Annotated in this window: 13 protein-coding genes; 9 read left to right on the top strand and 4 right to left on the bottom strand. The window is 39.2% G+C overall.

The window, feature by feature from the left end; translation table 11 throughout:
• Positions 1–171 precede the first annotated feature (171 nt).
• From HRT50_RS09575 to leuD, 5 genes are all read left to right on the top strand, one after another.
• On the top strand, positions 172–972 hold the full coding sequence (locus tag HRT50_RS09575) for an SGNH hydrolase domain-containing protein (protein WP_291613820.1): 801 nt from the start codon (positions 172–174) through the stop codon (positions 970–972).
• A 578-nt stretch (positions 973–1,550) separates the two neighbouring features.
• A complete protein-coding gene (gene leuA, locus HRT50_RS09570) occupies positions 1,551–3,143 on the top strand; it encodes a 2-isopropylmalate synthase (RefSeq protein WP_291613818.1) in 1,593 nt (530 codons plus the stop codon).
• An 89-nt stretch (positions 3,144–3,232) separates the two neighbouring features.
• The gene (gene leuB / locus HRT50_RS09565) at positions 3,233–4,336 is read left to right on the top strand and encodes a 3-isopropylmalate dehydrogenase (RefSeq protein WP_291613816.1); all 1,104 of its coding nucleotides are present in this window, start codon (positions 3,233–3,235) and stop codon (positions 4,334–4,336) included.
• A 1-nt stretch (position 4,337) separates the two neighbouring features.
• Positions 4,338–5,753 carry a 3-isopropylmalate dehydratase large subunit gene (leuC, locus tag HRT50_RS09560; RefSeq protein ID WP_291613815.1) on the top strand — a complete coding sequence of 472 codons (1,416 nt, stop codon included), beginning with the start codon at positions 4,338–4,340 and terminating at the stop codon, positions 5,751–5,753.
• Positions 5,754–5,779: 26 nt separating this feature from the next.
• The gene (leuD, locus tag HRT50_RS09555) at positions 5,780–6,376 is read left to right on the top strand and encodes a 3-isopropylmalate dehydratase small subunit (protein ID WP_291613813.1); all 597 of its coding nucleotides are present in this window, start codon (positions 5,780–5,782) and stop codon (positions 6,374–6,376) included.
• A gap of 410 nt (positions 6,377–6,786) precedes the next feature.
• Here leuD and HRT50_RS09550 read toward each other — a convergent pair whose 3' ends face one another.
• Positions 6,787–8,565, bottom strand: a complete 1,779-nt coding sequence (locus HRT50_RS09550; RefSeq protein WP_291613825.1) for an AAA family ATPase — start codon at positions 8,563–8,565, stop codon at positions 6,787–6,789.
• Positions 8,566–8,736: 171 nt separating this feature from the next.
• Here HRT50_RS09550 and HRT50_RS09545 point away from each other — a divergent pair, with 171 nt between their 5' ends.
• The 3 genes from HRT50_RS09545 to HRT50_RS09535 all read left to right on the top strand — a co-directional run bounded on the left by HRT50_RS09545 (position 8,737) and on the right by HRT50_RS09535 (position 13,217).
• Complete coding sequence (locus HRT50_RS09545) at positions 8,737–10,929, top strand: TonB-dependent receptor (RefSeq protein ID WP_291613811.1); 2,193 nt, start codon at positions 8,737–8,739, stop codon at positions 10,927–10,929.
• A 153-nt stretch (positions 10,930–11,082) separates the two neighbouring features.
• Positions 11,083–12,420, top strand: a complete 1,338-nt coding sequence (locus tag HRT50_RS09540; RefSeq protein ID WP_291613809.1) for a multifunctional CCA addition/repair protein — start codon at positions 11,083–11,085, stop codon at positions 12,418–12,420.
• 248 nt (positions 12,421–12,668) lie between these two features.
• Positions 12,669–13,217, top strand: a complete 549-nt coding sequence (locus tag HRT50_RS09535; RefSeq protein WP_291613807.1) for a hypothetical protein — start codon at positions 12,669–12,671, stop codon at positions 13,215–13,217.
• An 82-nt stretch (positions 13,218–13,299) separates the two neighbouring features.
• On the opposite strand, the gene HRT50_RS09530 is transcribed toward HRT50_RS09535, so the two are convergent.
• The 3 genes from HRT50_RS09530 to HRT50_RS09520 all read right to left on the bottom strand — a co-directional run bounded on the left by HRT50_RS09530 (position 13,300) and on the right by HRT50_RS09520 (position 14,857).
• Complete coding sequence (locus tag HRT50_RS09530) at positions 13,300–13,482, bottom strand: hypothetical protein (protein ID WP_291613805.1); 183 nt, start codon at positions 13,480–13,482, stop codon at positions 13,300–13,302.
• 247 nt (positions 13,483–13,729) lie between these two features.
• Entirely contained in the window at positions 13,730–14,362 is a 633-nt protein-coding gene (locus tag HRT50_RS09525; protein ID WP_291613803.1) for an alpha-ketoglutarate-dependent dioxygenase AlkB, read from the bottom strand.
• 84 nt (positions 14,363–14,446) lie between these two features.
• Positions 14,447–14,857: a VF530 family DNA-binding protein gene (locus tag HRT50_RS09520; RefSeq protein WP_291613801.1), complete on the bottom strand. Its 411-nt coding sequence runs from the start codon at positions 14,855–14,857 to the stop codon at positions 14,447–14,449.
• 296 nt (positions 14,858–15,153) lie between these two features.
• On the opposite strand from HRT50_RS09520, the gene HRT50_RS09515 reads away from it, so the two are divergent.
• Positions 15,154–15,636, top strand: a complete 483-nt coding sequence (locus HRT50_RS09515) for a cytochrome D1 domain-containing protein (protein WP_367238866.1) — start codon at positions 15,154–15,156, stop codon at positions 15,634–15,636.
• Positions 15,637–15,702 lie beyond the last annotated feature (66 nt).

Here is a 15,702-nt window from a genome sequence, read left to right as displayed (position 1 = left end):
AAATAGAATATGGTATTGAATTAAGAATGGCAATTTTATATTTAACATTATCAAACAAAATTTTATAATTTTTGAATAACAATTCCTCCATATTTAGCAATATCAGCCCAACATTTAATACCTTGTATATAACATATATCCCCTTTAGCTGGCATAGATGAAAAATTCTGCGTGATTGGCTCCCCTTGGGGATCCGCTAAATATAAAGGGATTATTTGGGGTGATAGCCATTCATTACATTGGGGGCAATTACTGCATCAACAAGCCAAGAAGAACAATATTTCCTTAGTTATAGCACCAAGAAAGTGCCCTGCTTATTTAAATTCCGCTTACATTAAATCACACTACCCTAAATACCCACAATTTAATAAGAATTGTACCTTTAGAAACAAGGCAACGCTTAACTGGCTAAAAGAAGACGATTCGGTTGAATTAGTCATTCTTGCATCGGCATGGTCCGGACAAGTTCGAATGCATTATACCGATGAACACCCAGAAAACTTAGTAAATACTAGCCTGAGAAATAGATTTCCAAAAATAGGTGCGAGCTTAAGTAAAATAGCTTTTGAACCGCTGTTAAGCCAATTGAGTGATAAGAAAGTATTACTGTTATCTGATATTCCGCGACCCAATAAAAACCTGAATGAATGTGCTTTTGCTCAACACACCCAGCTATTACGACAGCAATGCAAGCCCGAAAACTTTAAAATTTTGGATGTGAAAAAAATCCATCAATGGCATAAAAGTAGTGATAAAATGATCAAGGATGTTGCTAATAAATTCTCGAATGTTAGCGCCATTATTCCAACTGAACGCTTATGTGGACAAGAATATTGTCAAACCTATATAAACAATGAATTAATATATCGCGATGACAATCACATCAGGAGTAACTTAAAAGCAGCAACGGTAAATGAGTTAGCCAAAAAGCTGTCTATTACCGAGTTTTTTGATAGCCTCACTTACCGTTAGGTAGCAATAGTGCTGTATTATCGATATAAACGTTATCTAGTTTTATCCCTTTAACAGTACATTGGACACCTTTATGTAAAAGTCTTTCACTAAGACCTAATTAGAGGTAGCAACTACTTTTGCCTTGAAAAGATGAAATCAGTCAAGTTTCCCCTACTTTTATTAGCTTTAACATCTTCAGACACTGAATATAAAGAATCAGTTTTTAACACCGCCCAACCTTTACTTATTAACTATCATATTACATTTTAGCCATTGACACTGCTAAGCTAAGTGCGCTATTAATAGTACATTGAATAGTTTTCTCTTAAAAAGAATATTTATTAGCTTTTTGTGAATTTTTACACAAATGCTAAAAAAGAAACAAAAAATGACTAAATTGATTAAGCACATTAACATTAACCTCCTCCTCGCACTCATCGTGCGCGGCTAGGTTTTGTTGCTTCTTCAATAGTTTAAATATTAAAAACTAAGTAGAAATTAATTAAAACCCGCGCTAACAATCGCGGGTTTTTTTATGTCCGCAGTTATTAGCGAATGATTTTACAGCAGACATCAGATTTACAAGGACAAAAAACATGAGCAACCCACAAGTTAACAATGATCAGGTCATTATCTTTGACACTACCTTACGTGATGGTGAACAAGCATTAAACGCTAGTTTATCCGTGCATGAAAAGCTGCAAATAGCTTTAGCCATTGAACGCTTAGGTGTCGATGTAATGGAAGTTGGTTTCCCTGTTTCATCGCCGGGTGATTTTGAGTCGGTACAGCAAATTGCTCGTACCATCAAAAATGCTCGTGTTTGTGGTTTAGCACGGGCCGTTGAAGCCGATATTGATGCTTGTGCTCAAGCGCTTAAAGATGCAGAGCAATTTCGTATCCATACTTTTATTTCCACCTCGGATGTACACGTAAAACAAAAGTTACGTAAAGAATTTAGCGATGTAGAAGCCATGGCTATTCACGCAGTTAAGCATGCGAGGAAATACACCGACGATGTTGAGTTTTCTTGTGAAGATGCTGGCCGTACACCCATTGATAATTTATGTCGCATGGTTGAAAGTGCCATTAAAGCGGGGGCTACCACGGTAAATATTCCTGATACCGTTGGCTATACCATGCCATTTGAATTCCAAGGCATTATCACTGATTTGTTTAATCGTGTGCCAAACATCGACCAAGCAATCATTTCTGTACATTGTCATAATGATTTAGGTTTAGCTGTCGCTAACTCAATGGCAGCAGTTCAAGCTGGTGCTAGACAAATTGAATGTACCATCAACGGTATTGGTGAACGTGCGGGTAACTGTTCATTAGAAGAAGTGGCGATGATCATGCAAACTCGCCAAGCTTTGTTAGGTGTAAAAACCAATATCAATCACCAAGAAATTGCCCGTGTCTCTAAGTTAGTCAGTACGGTTTGTAATATGCCGGTGCAATTAAACAAAGCCATTGTTGGCGGTAATGCTTTTAGTCACTCATCAGGTATTCATCAAGATGGCATGTTAAAAGCTAGCAATACCTACGAGATCATGACACCAGAAAGTGTCGGCATTGCTAAAACAAAATTAAACCTAACCTCGCGCAGTGGTCGTCACGTCATTAAACACAGAATGGCAAGTTTAGGTTATCAAGAGTCTGATTATGATATCGAGGAACTTTACAGTGACTTTATCGCGCTAGCAGATAAAAAAGGTCAAGTATTTGATGATGACTTAGAAGCGCTAGTATTTAAGTTACAGCAAAAAGACTTAAAAGACTTCTTCCAGCTAGACACCATTAATGTGCAATGTGGTGACGGCGACTTTGCTACCGCCAGCATTAAACTGACCTCAGGCGGCGAAGGCGGCAATAGTGAAGAAGGCAAAGGTAACAGCAAGGTACATGCGGCAACAGGTAATGGTCCAGTTGATGCGCTTTATCAAGCAATCAAGCAAAGTGTCGATATTGAATTTGAAGTCAGTGACTACAAAATATCAAACAAAGGCTCAGGTGAAGATGGCTTAGGTCAAGCTGATTTAGTCATTACTTGGCAAGGTAGAAACTTCCACGGTTACGGTTTAGAAACTGATGTTATTGAAGCGTCAGGGCAAGCATTGATTAATGCACTAAACAGTATCCATAGAGCTATGACTATTGCCGATTATAAATTGGCAAAACAAGCTTAATCACTTTTGAGACGTAGATAAGCAAACAAAAAAATTAGTAGTAGCGAAGCAATCGCTAATGAGCATTTAAAATTTAAAAGGTTATAAACATGTCCAACATAGCAATTTTAGCCGGTGATGGTATCGGCCCAGAAGTCATGGTTGAAGCTAAAAAAGTATTATCAACAGTAGCAGATATATTTGATTTTGAAATCAGTACTAAAGACTATGATATTGGTGGTGCAGCCATTGATAATCACGGTAATGCCCTACCCGATTCAACTATGGCAGGCTGTGAAGCAAGTGATGCTATTTTATTTGGCAGTGTTGGCGGTCCTAAATGGGCAAACTTGCCACCAACAGAACAACCTGAGCGTTGTGCTTTATTAGGTTTGCGTGGCCATTTTGATTTATTTTGTAATATGCGCCCAGCAACCTTACAGCCGTCACTATCATCACTTTCAACATTGCGCGCCGATATTTCTTCACAAGGGTTTGACGTATTAGTTATTCGTGAACTCACTGGCGATATTTACTTTGCCGAACCAAAAGGTCGTAGAGGCGAAGGCGAAGAAGAAACCGGTTTTGATTCTATGTTTTATTCACGTCGTGAAGTTAAACGCATTGCTCACCTTGCTTTTCAAGCAGCACAAAAGCGCAATAATAAAGTAACCTCCGTTGATAAAGCCAATGTTTTAGCTACCAGCCAGTTATGGCGCCAAGTAGTTGAAGAAGTTGCCGTAGACTACCCAGAAGTTGAGCTAGAGCACCTTTACGTTGATAACGCAGCTATGCAGTTAGTTCGTGATCCTAATCAATTTGATGTTTTACTTTGCCCTAACTTATTCGGTGATATTTTATCTGATATTTGCGCCATGATTACTGGCTCAATGGGTTTATTACCCTCAGCTAGCTTAAATAGCGATGGTTTTGGTATGTATGAACCCGCGGGCGGCAGTGCACCTGATATTGCCGGTCTTGGTGTTGCTAACCCTATTGCACAAATCCTATCTGCCGCTTTAATGCTTCGTTATAGCTTAAATCAAGAAGCTGCAGCAAAAGCCATTGAAGCAGCGGTTAGTAGTGCACTAGATAATGGTATCTTAACCGCTGATTTATTACCTGCCAACGAACGTTCAAATGCTAAATCGACCAGTGAAGTGGGTGATTATATCTGTAAACAAATTATTTCTCAGGCAAAAGGGAACGCATAAGATGACAACAACTAGCCCACAAACCATGTATGAAAAATTATGGCAAAACCATTTAGTTGAAGATGCTAAAGGTGAAACACCATTATTGTATGTTGACCGTCATTTGATTCATGAAGTGACCTCACCACAGGCTTTTGCCAGTTTACGTTTTCATAATCGCCCTGTACGCCACCCTGAACGTACCATTGCCACTATGGATCATAATATTTCAACTCGCTCAATTAAAATTGATGCTGCTGGTGAAGGTGCTGCTAACCAATTACGCGCGTTAGCAATAAACTGTAAAGACTTTGGTATCGAGCTGTTTGATATGGGTCACAAAAACCAAGGTATTGCTCATGTTATTGGGCCTGAGTTAGGTTTGACCTTACCAGGCACTATTATTGTTTGTGGTGATTCACATACCGCTACCCATGGCGCTTTTGGTGCTCTTGCTTTTGGTATTGGTACCTCAGAAGTAGAACATGTTTTTGCTACCCAGACTTTACGTCAAAACAAAGCAAAAACCATGAAAATAGAAGTTAAAGGTCACGTCGGTGCAGGTATTAGCGCGAAAGATATAATATTAGCGATTATAGGAAAAACAGGTAGTGCTGGCGCAACAGGTTATGTGGTTGAATACTGTGGTGAAGCTATCGAAGCGCTAAGTATGGAAGAGCGCATGACTGTTTGTAATATGAGTATCGAATTTGGTGCCAAAGCCGGTTTAATAGCACCGGACCAAACCACTTTTGATTATGTAGAAGGCAAAGAATACGCGCCAAAAGGTGAAGTATTTGCACAAGCGGTTGTCGATTGGAAAAACTTAAAATCAGATGCTGATGCAACATTTGATGCGGTAATAACACTTGTAGCAAAAGACATTAAAGCACAAGTCACTTGGGGCACAAATCCTGGGCAAGTTATTAGTGTCGACGGTATTGTACCTTCACCTGAAGATTTCAGTGACCCGGTGGAAAAAGAGTCTTGTATTAATGCCCTTAAGTACATGGACCTCACTGCTGGTACCAAGATGACAGATATCCAAGTAAATAAAGTATTTATTGGCTCTTGTACTAATTCACGTATTGAAGATTTACGTGCGGCTGCCGGTGTTGTTCAGCAATATCAAGGTCAGCAAGTAGTAGAGGGCGTAGATGCCATTATAGTTCCTGGCTCTTACCGCGTGAAAGAGCAAGCTGAAAGTGAAGGATTAGACAAAATATTCACTGATGCTGGTTTTGAATGGCGCTTACCCGGTTGCTCTATGTGTTTGGGCATGAATGATGATGTGTTAGAAGAAGGCGATCGTTGTGCCTCAACCAGTAACCGTAACTTTGAAGGTCGTCAAGGCCGTGGTAGCCGTACTCATTTAGTTAGTCCGGAAATGGCAGCCGCCGCAGCTATCACCGGTCATTTTGTTGATTTAAATACGTAACCGCCAACCTTACTGAGGAACAGAAAATGGAAAAATTTAACACACATACTGGTTTGGTTGTGCCATTAGATATCGCTAACGTTGATACCGATCAAATAATCCCTAAGCAGTTTTTACAAAAAACTGAACGCGTAGGCTTTGGCGTACACTTATTTCACGATAGTCGCTATCTTGATCATGCTGGCACCCAGGTAAATCCTGATTTTGTCATCAACAAGCCCGAATATAAAGGAGCCAGTATTTTATTAGCGGGTGAAAATTTTGGTTGTGGTTCAAGCCGTGAACATGCGCCTTGGGCACTGCAAGAATATGGCTTTAAAGTCATCATAGCGTCTAGTTTCGCTGATATTTTTTACGGAAACTGTATCAACGTTGGGCTTTTACCTATTAAATTAAGCGAAGCTGAAATAGAACAGTTATTCAAACTCTCTGCTGATACCCAGCTAACCTTGAAAGTGGATTTACCAAATAACCTGATTACATGCGGCGAACTTTCGTTTAAATTTAGCTTAAATGAATTTCAACAATATAGCTTAGAAAATGGTGTCGACAGCGTCGGTTGGACTTTAGATAAGCTTGATACCATTAAAGCCTTTGAAGCTAAAATGCCCGCTTGGCAATAAACTCTACTGGTATAATTAGTTAACAACTATTAGTTAATAGCATAATTTAAAAAGCCCCGGTAAGTTATGACTTACCGGGGCTTTTTGTTTTGATGCTTTAAGGTCTGTTGATTTTTCGAGATTATTTTTACAGCAACATGTTTGATATTTAGGCAAGGCAGAGCATGTGAAGTGTAGCTAGCTACATGAACATACGATAACGCAGTATAAATTTCAAAAAAGTGCTGCCCTTTGGGTTCATTTAAAACGAACCTACTTATTGTTGCTCGATTTTTTTAATAGAATAACTATGATACAAAGCTCGCGCCGCGATTAATCCCGTTTTAAATTGAATAAATTTTAACCCTGAAAGATCAACAGACCCTACTACCCTTAAGCGAAGTTACCCGCTAGCTAAAAAGCGTAAAGGTCTACCAATTAGTTAAAGCCGGTAAACTAAAAGTTTCGCCTTGAAAAGATAGAATGACCTTTTGCGGTAATATTTTTTCAACCACTAAATTATCGCCAATATAGTCGCCCTCATAACGATCTCGACCATTCACTTTTACCCAACCTTGGCCATCAGAAGCATATATATGTTGTTCAAAATCTAAACTCGGTATGGAATTTTGGATTTGTTGTGGCATTTGTGCCAGCGGCCTAATAGCTGCCATTGAGTTATTACTGTTATAAAGTGAGTCAAAAATATTACCCTTGATTAATGAGCTGTCATTTACTGACGGGAAGTTTACTGGCTGATAACTAACTGAATGAGAGTTAGATGACTGACTGCTAGCTATTTGTTCAGCTAAGTTGTCAGCCTTGCTTTCATCATTAGTTTCATCAAGTGCCGCCTGAAATCGTGCTAATAAATCATTAGAGACACCTGCAACTTTCTTTACTTGATAATCTTCATAATTATTATTGGCTAAGCTTTTCTTTTCTGCACTGACAATTATTGTCTTGTCAGTGTTCCTTTGACTAGTATTTAATTGGCTAGTGCTCTTAGCAACTGAGGGCGCTGGCTCCACTTTGTATTCAATGGCAGCATTGTTAGCTTGCTTCGCCGGTATAAGGTCAGGATTACTTGCTGAGTTTTTTGGGCTGGAATAATGATTCTCGGCTAAAGTACGCTCTGCTAAAGTATGCTCTGTTGAATTGTGCTCTGCTTGTGCGCTGCTAATCATTGTAACTTTCGCTTTACTAGGTTCATCTACAACAGGATTTACTAGCTCAACTGTCTTTACTTCAACTTTAGTGGTACTTACCACAACTTCATTTAAAGGCGCTTGTGTTTGTCCCCACCAAAACCCTGCTAAAGCAAAAAAAGCTGCAACACTTAATGCCGTGGAAAATACCAGGGCACCGTTATAATTATTTAGTGTTGGCTTACTAGTTAAGTCGTCACCCAGTGCTCGCTGCGCCGCAGCAATAACCGTCTTCTTATTAACGACACTATCATTTTGGTTATAAGCCAACATCAAGGCGCTATGACACAATAAATTAGTTAATCTGGGCACACCTTGCGACAGATGATGAATTTTATTTAACGCTGCCTTATCAAACAGGGCTCTAGCGCAATCAGCAACAGTTAACCTGTGTTGAATATATTGATGCAACTCCTGCTTTGTTAGGGGCATTAAATGATATCTTGCGGTAATTCTCTGGGCTAACTGGCGTAAGTCTCGACGTTGTAATAATTGCTGTAATTCCGGCTGACCAATTAAAATCACCTGTAATAACTTTTTAGTATTGGTTTCTAAATTGGTTAGCAAGCGCAGCTGCTCCAATACTTCCGGTTGTAAATGTTGGGCTTCATCAATGATCAATACCGTATTGATATCATTTTGATGATTTTTCAGCAGCTTTTCGGCAATTTTATCGGTTAAGTTTTTTAAGCTGGCATCGTTTTTTCGATAACGAATTTTTAATTCATCGCATATGGTCGCCAGTAATTCTTGACAGGATAAAGTTGGATTAAGAATAAAAGCGGCATGAGTGTTTTCAGGCAATTGCTCCATTAAACAACGACTAATGGTGGTTTTACCCGTACCTACTTCTCCCGTCAGTAAGGCAAAGCCACCAACTTCTCCTAAGCCATATGTTAAGTGTGCCAACGCTTCCCTGTGCCTATCACTCATAAATAAGTATTTAGGATCCGGGGAAATAGAAAAAGGTAGTTCACTTAAGGAGAAAAAATTTCGGTACATGGCGTGTGCTGAGCAGGAAAAGTAAGGTACAAAATTAACCGCTTGTTTGATGGATGTCAAAGAGTTAACAAATTTAGAGCAAATGCGTAACAATCGATTGCAAATAAAAACCATTATCATTACCATGCAGGCGGATAATTACTAACTCATAATACTTAGAAGGAAGATAAGGTGTTAAAAACATCCCTTACGCTATTGGCACTGATCATAGCAGGCCAAGCACACAGCCAAACGAATCAAGAAGACCACGTTATTCAAACGAAACAAGAGCAGCAAACGAAAAAAGCTCAGAAAAAATCTAACCAACAAGATATTGAACGAATTATTGTTACCGGTAGTCGCATTGCCGAAAGCATAGATGAAGTGCCTGCCTCAATAACCATAATCACCCAAAAGCAAATAGCACAGCAGCTAAAAGTATCTTCTGAGATTCAAAGCTTATTAGCTAACTTAGTACCTGGCATGGCGCCAAGTACTGGCACTTCCAGTAATTCAGGACAAACATTGCGTGGCCGAGCGCCGTTAGTAATGATTGACGGCGTGCCACAATCTACACCACTGCGTAATGGCGCATTAGGTATAAGAACACTCGATGCCAGTGTTATAGAGCGCATTGAAGTGATTAAAGGCGCTACCTCTATTTATGGTAACGGCGCTGCCGGCGGCATTATTAATTACATCACTAAAAAAGCAAACAGTGATAAAGCGCTAAGCGGCCATGCCAGTATTTCAAGTCGCTTTAGTGCGATAGAGATTGAAGATTCAGTCGGCCAGCGTTATGAAGGTGGCATTAATGGTGAAGTAAATAACTTCAATTATGTCTTCAATGCCAGTTATGAAAAAAATGGCTTACAGCGCGATGCTGATGGTGATATTTTAGGATTAAAATACGGCCTTTCTGATGCGGTAATGCAAGATTACTTTGCCAAGCTTGGTTATCACTTTGACCAGGAGAAATCGTTACAGTTTACTTATAACTATTTTCAATCAAAGCAAGACGTTGATCTAATAGATCAAATAGGCGACAGAAATATAGGTGAAAAAACCCAAGCGATCCCAGTACCTGCTGGTAAATCGGTACTCGGTGAGCCTCAAGGTCCGACCAACCATAATATGATGCTTAAATATGTCGATGATGAAGTCTTTACGCAAACAGGATTGATGGTCGATCTTTACCGCCAAGAAGTTGAGAATATCTTCTTTTATTCACCAACATTAGCTAACCCTGCAGAGGGCTATTCTGGCGGTCAATCGTTAATAAACTCAGAGAAAAAAGGCCTAAGGGTAACCTTTAATACCCTGGTTGATTTCAGCTTTGATAATGGCAACTCACTTGAGGCTACTTTCATTTACGGGGTCGATGCCCTTAATGATGTCACCTCTCAACCCATGGTAGATGGCCGAGTTTGGGTGCCTGAAATGGATATGGAAAGTCTCGCCGGATTTTTACAAACCAAGCTTATTTTTAATGATGACCTTGTTATTAAGTTTGGCGTCAGACAAGAAGATATTGATTTAACCGTTAATGATTACAGTACCTTGAAGTTATGTAAAAAAATTGACCAATGCTCTGTCCCCGTTAATGTCACTGGTGATACTTTAAATTATAAAGCCACCACTTATAACATTGGTGTTAAATATAATGCCCTAGCACTGTTTAGCCCGTTTATCAGCTACTCACAAGGGGCTGATATATCTGATACTGGTCGCTTGTTACGTACAGCAACAGTTACCGATATTTCACTTATTCGTACCGAGGCTTCTATTATCGATAATTATGAACTCGGTTTTAGCTCAGACTTCGAACAAGTGCATTTTGAGTTTGCTACCTATTTCAGTACTTCAGAGTTAGGCACTACCAATAAGTTTGATGAAGCAACGGGTGTTTATATGCCAGTGCGAGCACCACAAGAAATCTACGGTTATGAAGCACTAATCAATTATGATATCAACGAAGCTTGGGCGGTAAATGCTACTTATAGCTGGGTTGAAGGTAAGAATACTGAAGCTGATGTTTATTTAGGTGCTAAACAAATTAGTCCGCCTAAGGCGACGGTAAATATCAACTGGAACCCTAATAATGATATCAGCCTAGCGCTAAATTATTTGTATGTGGGCGATCGTAAGCGCTTTGACCCCGTTGACGGTGAGTATGTTGGCGACCAAGGCCCTATTGATAGTTATCAAATAGTAAACCTAAGCGGTAACTATGATTTTGCTAACGATTGGTCAGTATTTATCGGCGTAGAAAACTTATTTAACCAAGATTACTACCCGACAAAATCACAAGGCTACACTTATGGTGGTTACAATATTAAAGGTCTAGGAACCACGGTTAATATTGGTCTTAACTACCAATTTTAACAAGCAGTTTTAATGTTCAATTCTAGCAATAGCTAAATAGGACTATATGGATAAAGCAGCATTCAATGCTGTTTTGTCCTAACTGCCCCTCCCTGAATTTTCTACGGCCTTATGATACACTTTAGCTAATCTCCTCTTCATTTTGGTCGTACCTTGTCAAGCAACAACTCTAAAAGTAAACATAGCCAACTTAACAGCTATTTAGTCGGTGGTGCGGTGCGCGATAAGCTACTTAACCGCCCTATTAAAGACAAAGATTATTTAGTGGTTGGTAGCAGTGTTGGACAAATGCTAAAGCTAGGTTACCAACAAGTAGGTAAAGACTTCCCGGTTTTTTTACATCCGCAAACGAAAGCTGAATATGCCCTCGCCCGTACAGAGCGAAAGCAAGGCCAAGGTTATACTGGTTTTAGTTGCTACTTCGCCCCAGATGTCACCATTGAACAAGATTTATTAAGACGCGACCTAACGGTAAATGCCATGGCAATGGCTGATAACGGTGACATTATCGATCCCTACAATGGTCAAAAAGATCTTAACGATCGTATTTTACGCCATGTCAGTGACGCTTTTGTTGAAGATCCGTTACGGGTATTACGGGTAGCACGTTTTGCCGCCCGCTATCATAAATACGGCTTTACCATAGCCGATGAAACACTTGCCCTAATGCAGGAAATTAGTGCCAGTGGCGAGTTAAAAACCTTAACCCCTGAACGTGTTTGGCAAGAAATGCAATTAAGTTTGGCTGATGGCGGCGATAATGCTGACATTAACTCAGGTAATCCCGAGGTATTCTTTCAAGTACTTAAGCAATGTAATGCCTTAGAGGAATTATGGCCTGAACTTGCCGTTTTATGGGGCATTCCGAATCCAGCCCTTTGGCATCCGGAGATATGCAGTGGTCTGCATACTATGATGGTATTGCAACAAGCCGTTTTGTTAACTCAATTAGCCCCCAACTTGCAAGATGATAATAAAACCGCTATTCGCTTTGCCGCACTATGCCACGATTTAGGTAAAGGTATTACCGAGACTCATTTATTACCTAGCCATAAAGGTCATGAAAAATCAGGCTTACCACTCGTTGAGAAAATATCTAAGCAACTGAAAGTACCGACACACTACAAACAACTGGCGCTAAAAGTATGTGAATATCACTTACATTGTCATAAAGCCTTTGAGCTCAAAGCTAGCACACTGTTAAAAATGTTCAATCACTTAGATATTTGGCGTAAACCAGAAGAGTTTGATTTCTTTTTAATGGCTTGTAAGGCTGATTTTTTAGGTCGTTTAGGTTTTGAACAGCGCCCATATCCACAAGAAGAGTACTTACAAGCGGCGGTAAAAGCAGCAAGAGGAGTAACTGCAAAAGCTTTTGTTGAGCAAGGTTTGCAAGGCCTAGCGATAAAAGAAGCTATGGCGAAAGCAAGGTTAAACACTATTGTGGCAGTTAAAGCCGATTATGCACATTTAAACCCCGCCCCGCACTAAGATGTATTGATAAGTGAACTAGGACAATCAAAGCACTGTTTTTGCTTGTCCTTGCTTGAATAAATGAACTTGCTCAACTTATTTAAGGTCAAGCTTTACTACACCTTCAGTACAAAAAACAAACAACAATTTATTGCAAGACATTTACAAACGACTACAATTTGTCCAAGCACTTTTAACTATCATATTTACATCAAGTCAGTACTTGGTTTGTGTAACTTCTTATTAAATTAAGCAAGGTGGTTAACATGACAATGCAAATAACTTCTTCTACGGCTAGCTTCAAACAAATTCAGCCAGTATCATCTGCTAGACCACATGGTGAGTCTCATTCTGACTTAAGCGACATATTAACACCTGAGCAAAAGAACACCTTACAACAAGGTGCTGATGACAAAATAGCTGAGCAAGTAGAAAACCTCAAATCAAACTATCAAACCGCTAAAGATGTTGATTTGATGCAGTCATATTACCAGCAGCAGCAAAAACTCTTTGATATCTATTTGCAAGAAAGTACCAATAGTGACGTTCAAAGTAACAATTCAACCAACATAAATGCAGTGTCTACCTTAACGGATACTTATGCTGCACTATATGAATTACATCAAGAAGTAAAAGAAGGTATTGGACAACGTCCAGAGCATGAACTGCCTACTATTTTGCCAATAGAGTCCGCTAACAAAGTTGCTGAAGTAGCAAACAACGCTTTTAATCAGAGCTTAGCTAATAAGCAAATGGATGCTTATAATAGCTTGATGATGCCTAGTACTGCTTCTTACGTGCATTTAAGTGCATAGTGTAGTGGCATAGTTACTTTAGCTGAAAACGACCTTAAGTCATTGTTACCTTCAATAGCTTTAGAAGTTAGATTTATAGCTGTTAATGTTTGATCGCTCTAATTAAATTTAATTCTAATAATAAACACTGTGGTAGCCATAACCATAAGGTTAGCGCTACCACATAAGCAATATTCACCTCAAAAAAAAGTCCAACGAGACTTGCCACATAGATTACTGCGCGATTACCGTATAACAAGTAATGCCTTTGCTTTTCAATTGTCATAATGTCCACCATTTCTAACGGTACGCAAACTTAGTTCATAAGCGGGTTATAAAACAGTTGCTCTACCCTTTTTATCGGCTAAAACATATAAAAACTGAGGTTAAACTAAGTTAAATCACGCTTATTGCTATCTACTGATCTTTACTGCTTTGAGTAGCTGTCGATAACTATTGATATAAGCGCTGCATTTATTAAGCCAAATATAGCGTCAAAATTTACGCTAAAAGTTAAGCAAAGCACAGCTACTTTACTTGAGTTCAGGCTTATCTATAGTTCTAAAGGTAAGATTTATTCGCGGCTCTAATACTTTCTTAGTTGGGGGTAATCGATGTAACCAATGTTGCTGGGTTGTGCCTTTCATCACTAACAAACTACCAGGTTTAAGTTGCAGAGCCACAACCTCTTTTGATAGCTTATGTTTAAAGGAAAACTTTCGCTCTGCGCCGAAACTCAACGAGGCAATGGCGCCATTTTTTTTCAAATCCAGCTCACCATCACTGTGCCATGCCATGCCCTCTTCACCTGAGTGATAGAGGTTTAATAAACAAGAGTTATAACTTTCATTACTATGTTGTTCAACCAGTTTCTTCAGAGCTAATAGCTCTTGGGTAAAAGGTATCGAATGCCTAGTAACGCCTGAATAAGTGTAGGCAAAAGGTTTGCCATCAACGGTATCAGCGCACCACGCGACTTTTCTTTTCGTCTCGATGAGTTTACCAAACACTAATGCTTGATCGCACCGCCAAGCAATATTGTTAAGTAAGCGCTCAAAATAAAAGTCACTGTCACTAAGCGGAATAATTTCGCCGTAGTAATTAACCTCGCCATCGTTTGGTAGAATATTTAGCGGCTCGTCGAGTAAAGCAGAGAATAAATCCATAAGATCCTTGTAGGAGCGAGTTTAACCGCGAAAAACTGACTGACAACTCAAAAATTCGAGAAAAAATTATCTCCTACAAAGCAACTAATTACCCCAAGGGTTAGCAGGTCTTGATGCGGCTGCGCGTTCACGGGTTTTCTTAGCCTGTTTAATACGCAGCTCTTCAGCATCTTCTAAACTCAATTCTTTCGGTGGTCTTTGCTCAAGTCCACATGGCACAATGCGATCACGTGGCGGTAATTCAAAATTAGCATCATCAGCTTTTGGCAAACTGTTATATTGATACATATAAAAGGCTTCAACTTTTTCTTGTGCCCATGAGGTTTTTTTCAAGAATTTGATAGTCGACTCAATACTCGGGTTTTGCTTAAAGCAATTTAGGTTCATATAAGCGGCTAAAATTTCAAAGCCATATTGATTAACTAGTTCAGTTAATACGGTTTCAAGGCTAGTGCCATGTAACGGGTTGTTTTTATAAATATCTTTATTAGTCATTTTTTTTCCTAAGCAGCCAAAGGTGGCAACTATGTTTAACTTAACTGGTTTGAATAAGCTAATTATACCACTTGCAACAATGATGTCATGACTAATCCCCATTGCGACAAATAAAAAAGCCCCTTACTTACTTTCTCAAGCAAGACAAGGGGATTATATTTTTAGTAACTAAGTGGCCGCTATTTCTATTTCAGCTCTTACTACCTATTTTACTGCTTCCTCTATTGCTTAGTGACATTCACTTCAGTTTCAGGGTTATCAAGGGCTAACTTATCTAAAAAAGCTATCAATTCCCTATTCGCCGTATTAAAACCGATGATTACTTAAATGATTTTTTCTTTGACCCTGATTACATCAACTTAATTGGCACAGCGCAAAACAGTCACAATGGCCAAGTAATTAACCTAGATACCAAAAAGAAAGTTGCCTCTATCGCTTTAACCGGTATGCCACATTTAGGCTCTGGAATTACTTGGAACTATCAAGGCAAACAAGTGTTTGCTTCACTCAATATCAAAGAAGGTAAAATTACCGTTATTGATATGGAAACTTGGCAAGTGATTAAGGAGATAAAAACCGAAGGACCGGGGTTCTTTATGCGCAGCCACACTAACTCCCCCTATGCATGGACCGATGTATTCTTTGGTCCCAATAACGAAAAGGTACACGTTATTGATAAGAGCACCTTAGAAATAGTGAAACTTATACCAATGAAAAAACCGTCCGGTAAGTACAATGTTTTTAACAAAATTAGTTATGAGAAAGGCACTAGTCATTAGGGTATTTATGGCTTAATTTAAGACAATATATACTTCCTTCAAAAGCCTGCGATATCAATACCTCAG

The organism is Colwellia sp., assembly GCF_013215345.1.
Taxonomy (GTDB): domain Bacteria; phylum Pseudomonadota; class Gammaproteobacteria; order Enterobacterales; family Alteromonadaceae; genus Colwellia.
Note: the sequence above shows the minus strand (reverse complement) of the source record. Positions and strands in the feature narration are given on the sequence as shown.

Coding starts and splice junctions, on each gene's coding strand:
- HRT50_RS09520 (WP_291613801.1), bottom strand. CDS start 14,857: ATGACTAATAAAGATATTTATAAAAACAACCCGTTACATGGCACTAGC.
- leuB (WP_291613816.1), top strand. CDS start 3,233: ATGTCCAACATAGCAATTTTAGCCGGTGATGGTATCGGCCCAGAAGTC.
- HRT50_RS09550 (WP_291613825.1), bottom strand. CDS start 8,565: ATGTACCGAAATTTTTTCTCCTTAAGTGAACTACCTTTTTCTATTTCC.
- leuC (WP_291613815.1), top strand. CDS start 4,338: ATGACAACAACTAGCCCACAAACCATGTATGAAAAATTATGGCAAAAC.
- HRT50_RS09530 (WP_291613805.1), bottom strand. CDS start 13,482: ATGACAATTGAAAAGCAAAGGCATTACTTGTTATACGGTAATCGCGCA.
- leuD (WP_291613813.1), top strand. CDS start 5,780: ATGGAAAAATTTAACACACATACTGGTTTGGTTGTGCCATTAGATATC.
- HRT50_RS09535 (WP_291613807.1), top strand. CDS start 12,669: ATGACAATGCAAATAACTTCTTCTACGGCTAGCTTCAAACAAATTCAG.
- HRT50_RS09525 (WP_291613803.1), bottom strand. CDS start 14,362: ATGGATTTATTCTCTGCTTTACTCGACGAGCCGCTAAATATTCTACCA.
- leuA (WP_291613818.1), top strand. CDS start 1,551: ATGAGCAACCCACAAGTTAACAATGATCAGGTCATTATCTTTGACACT.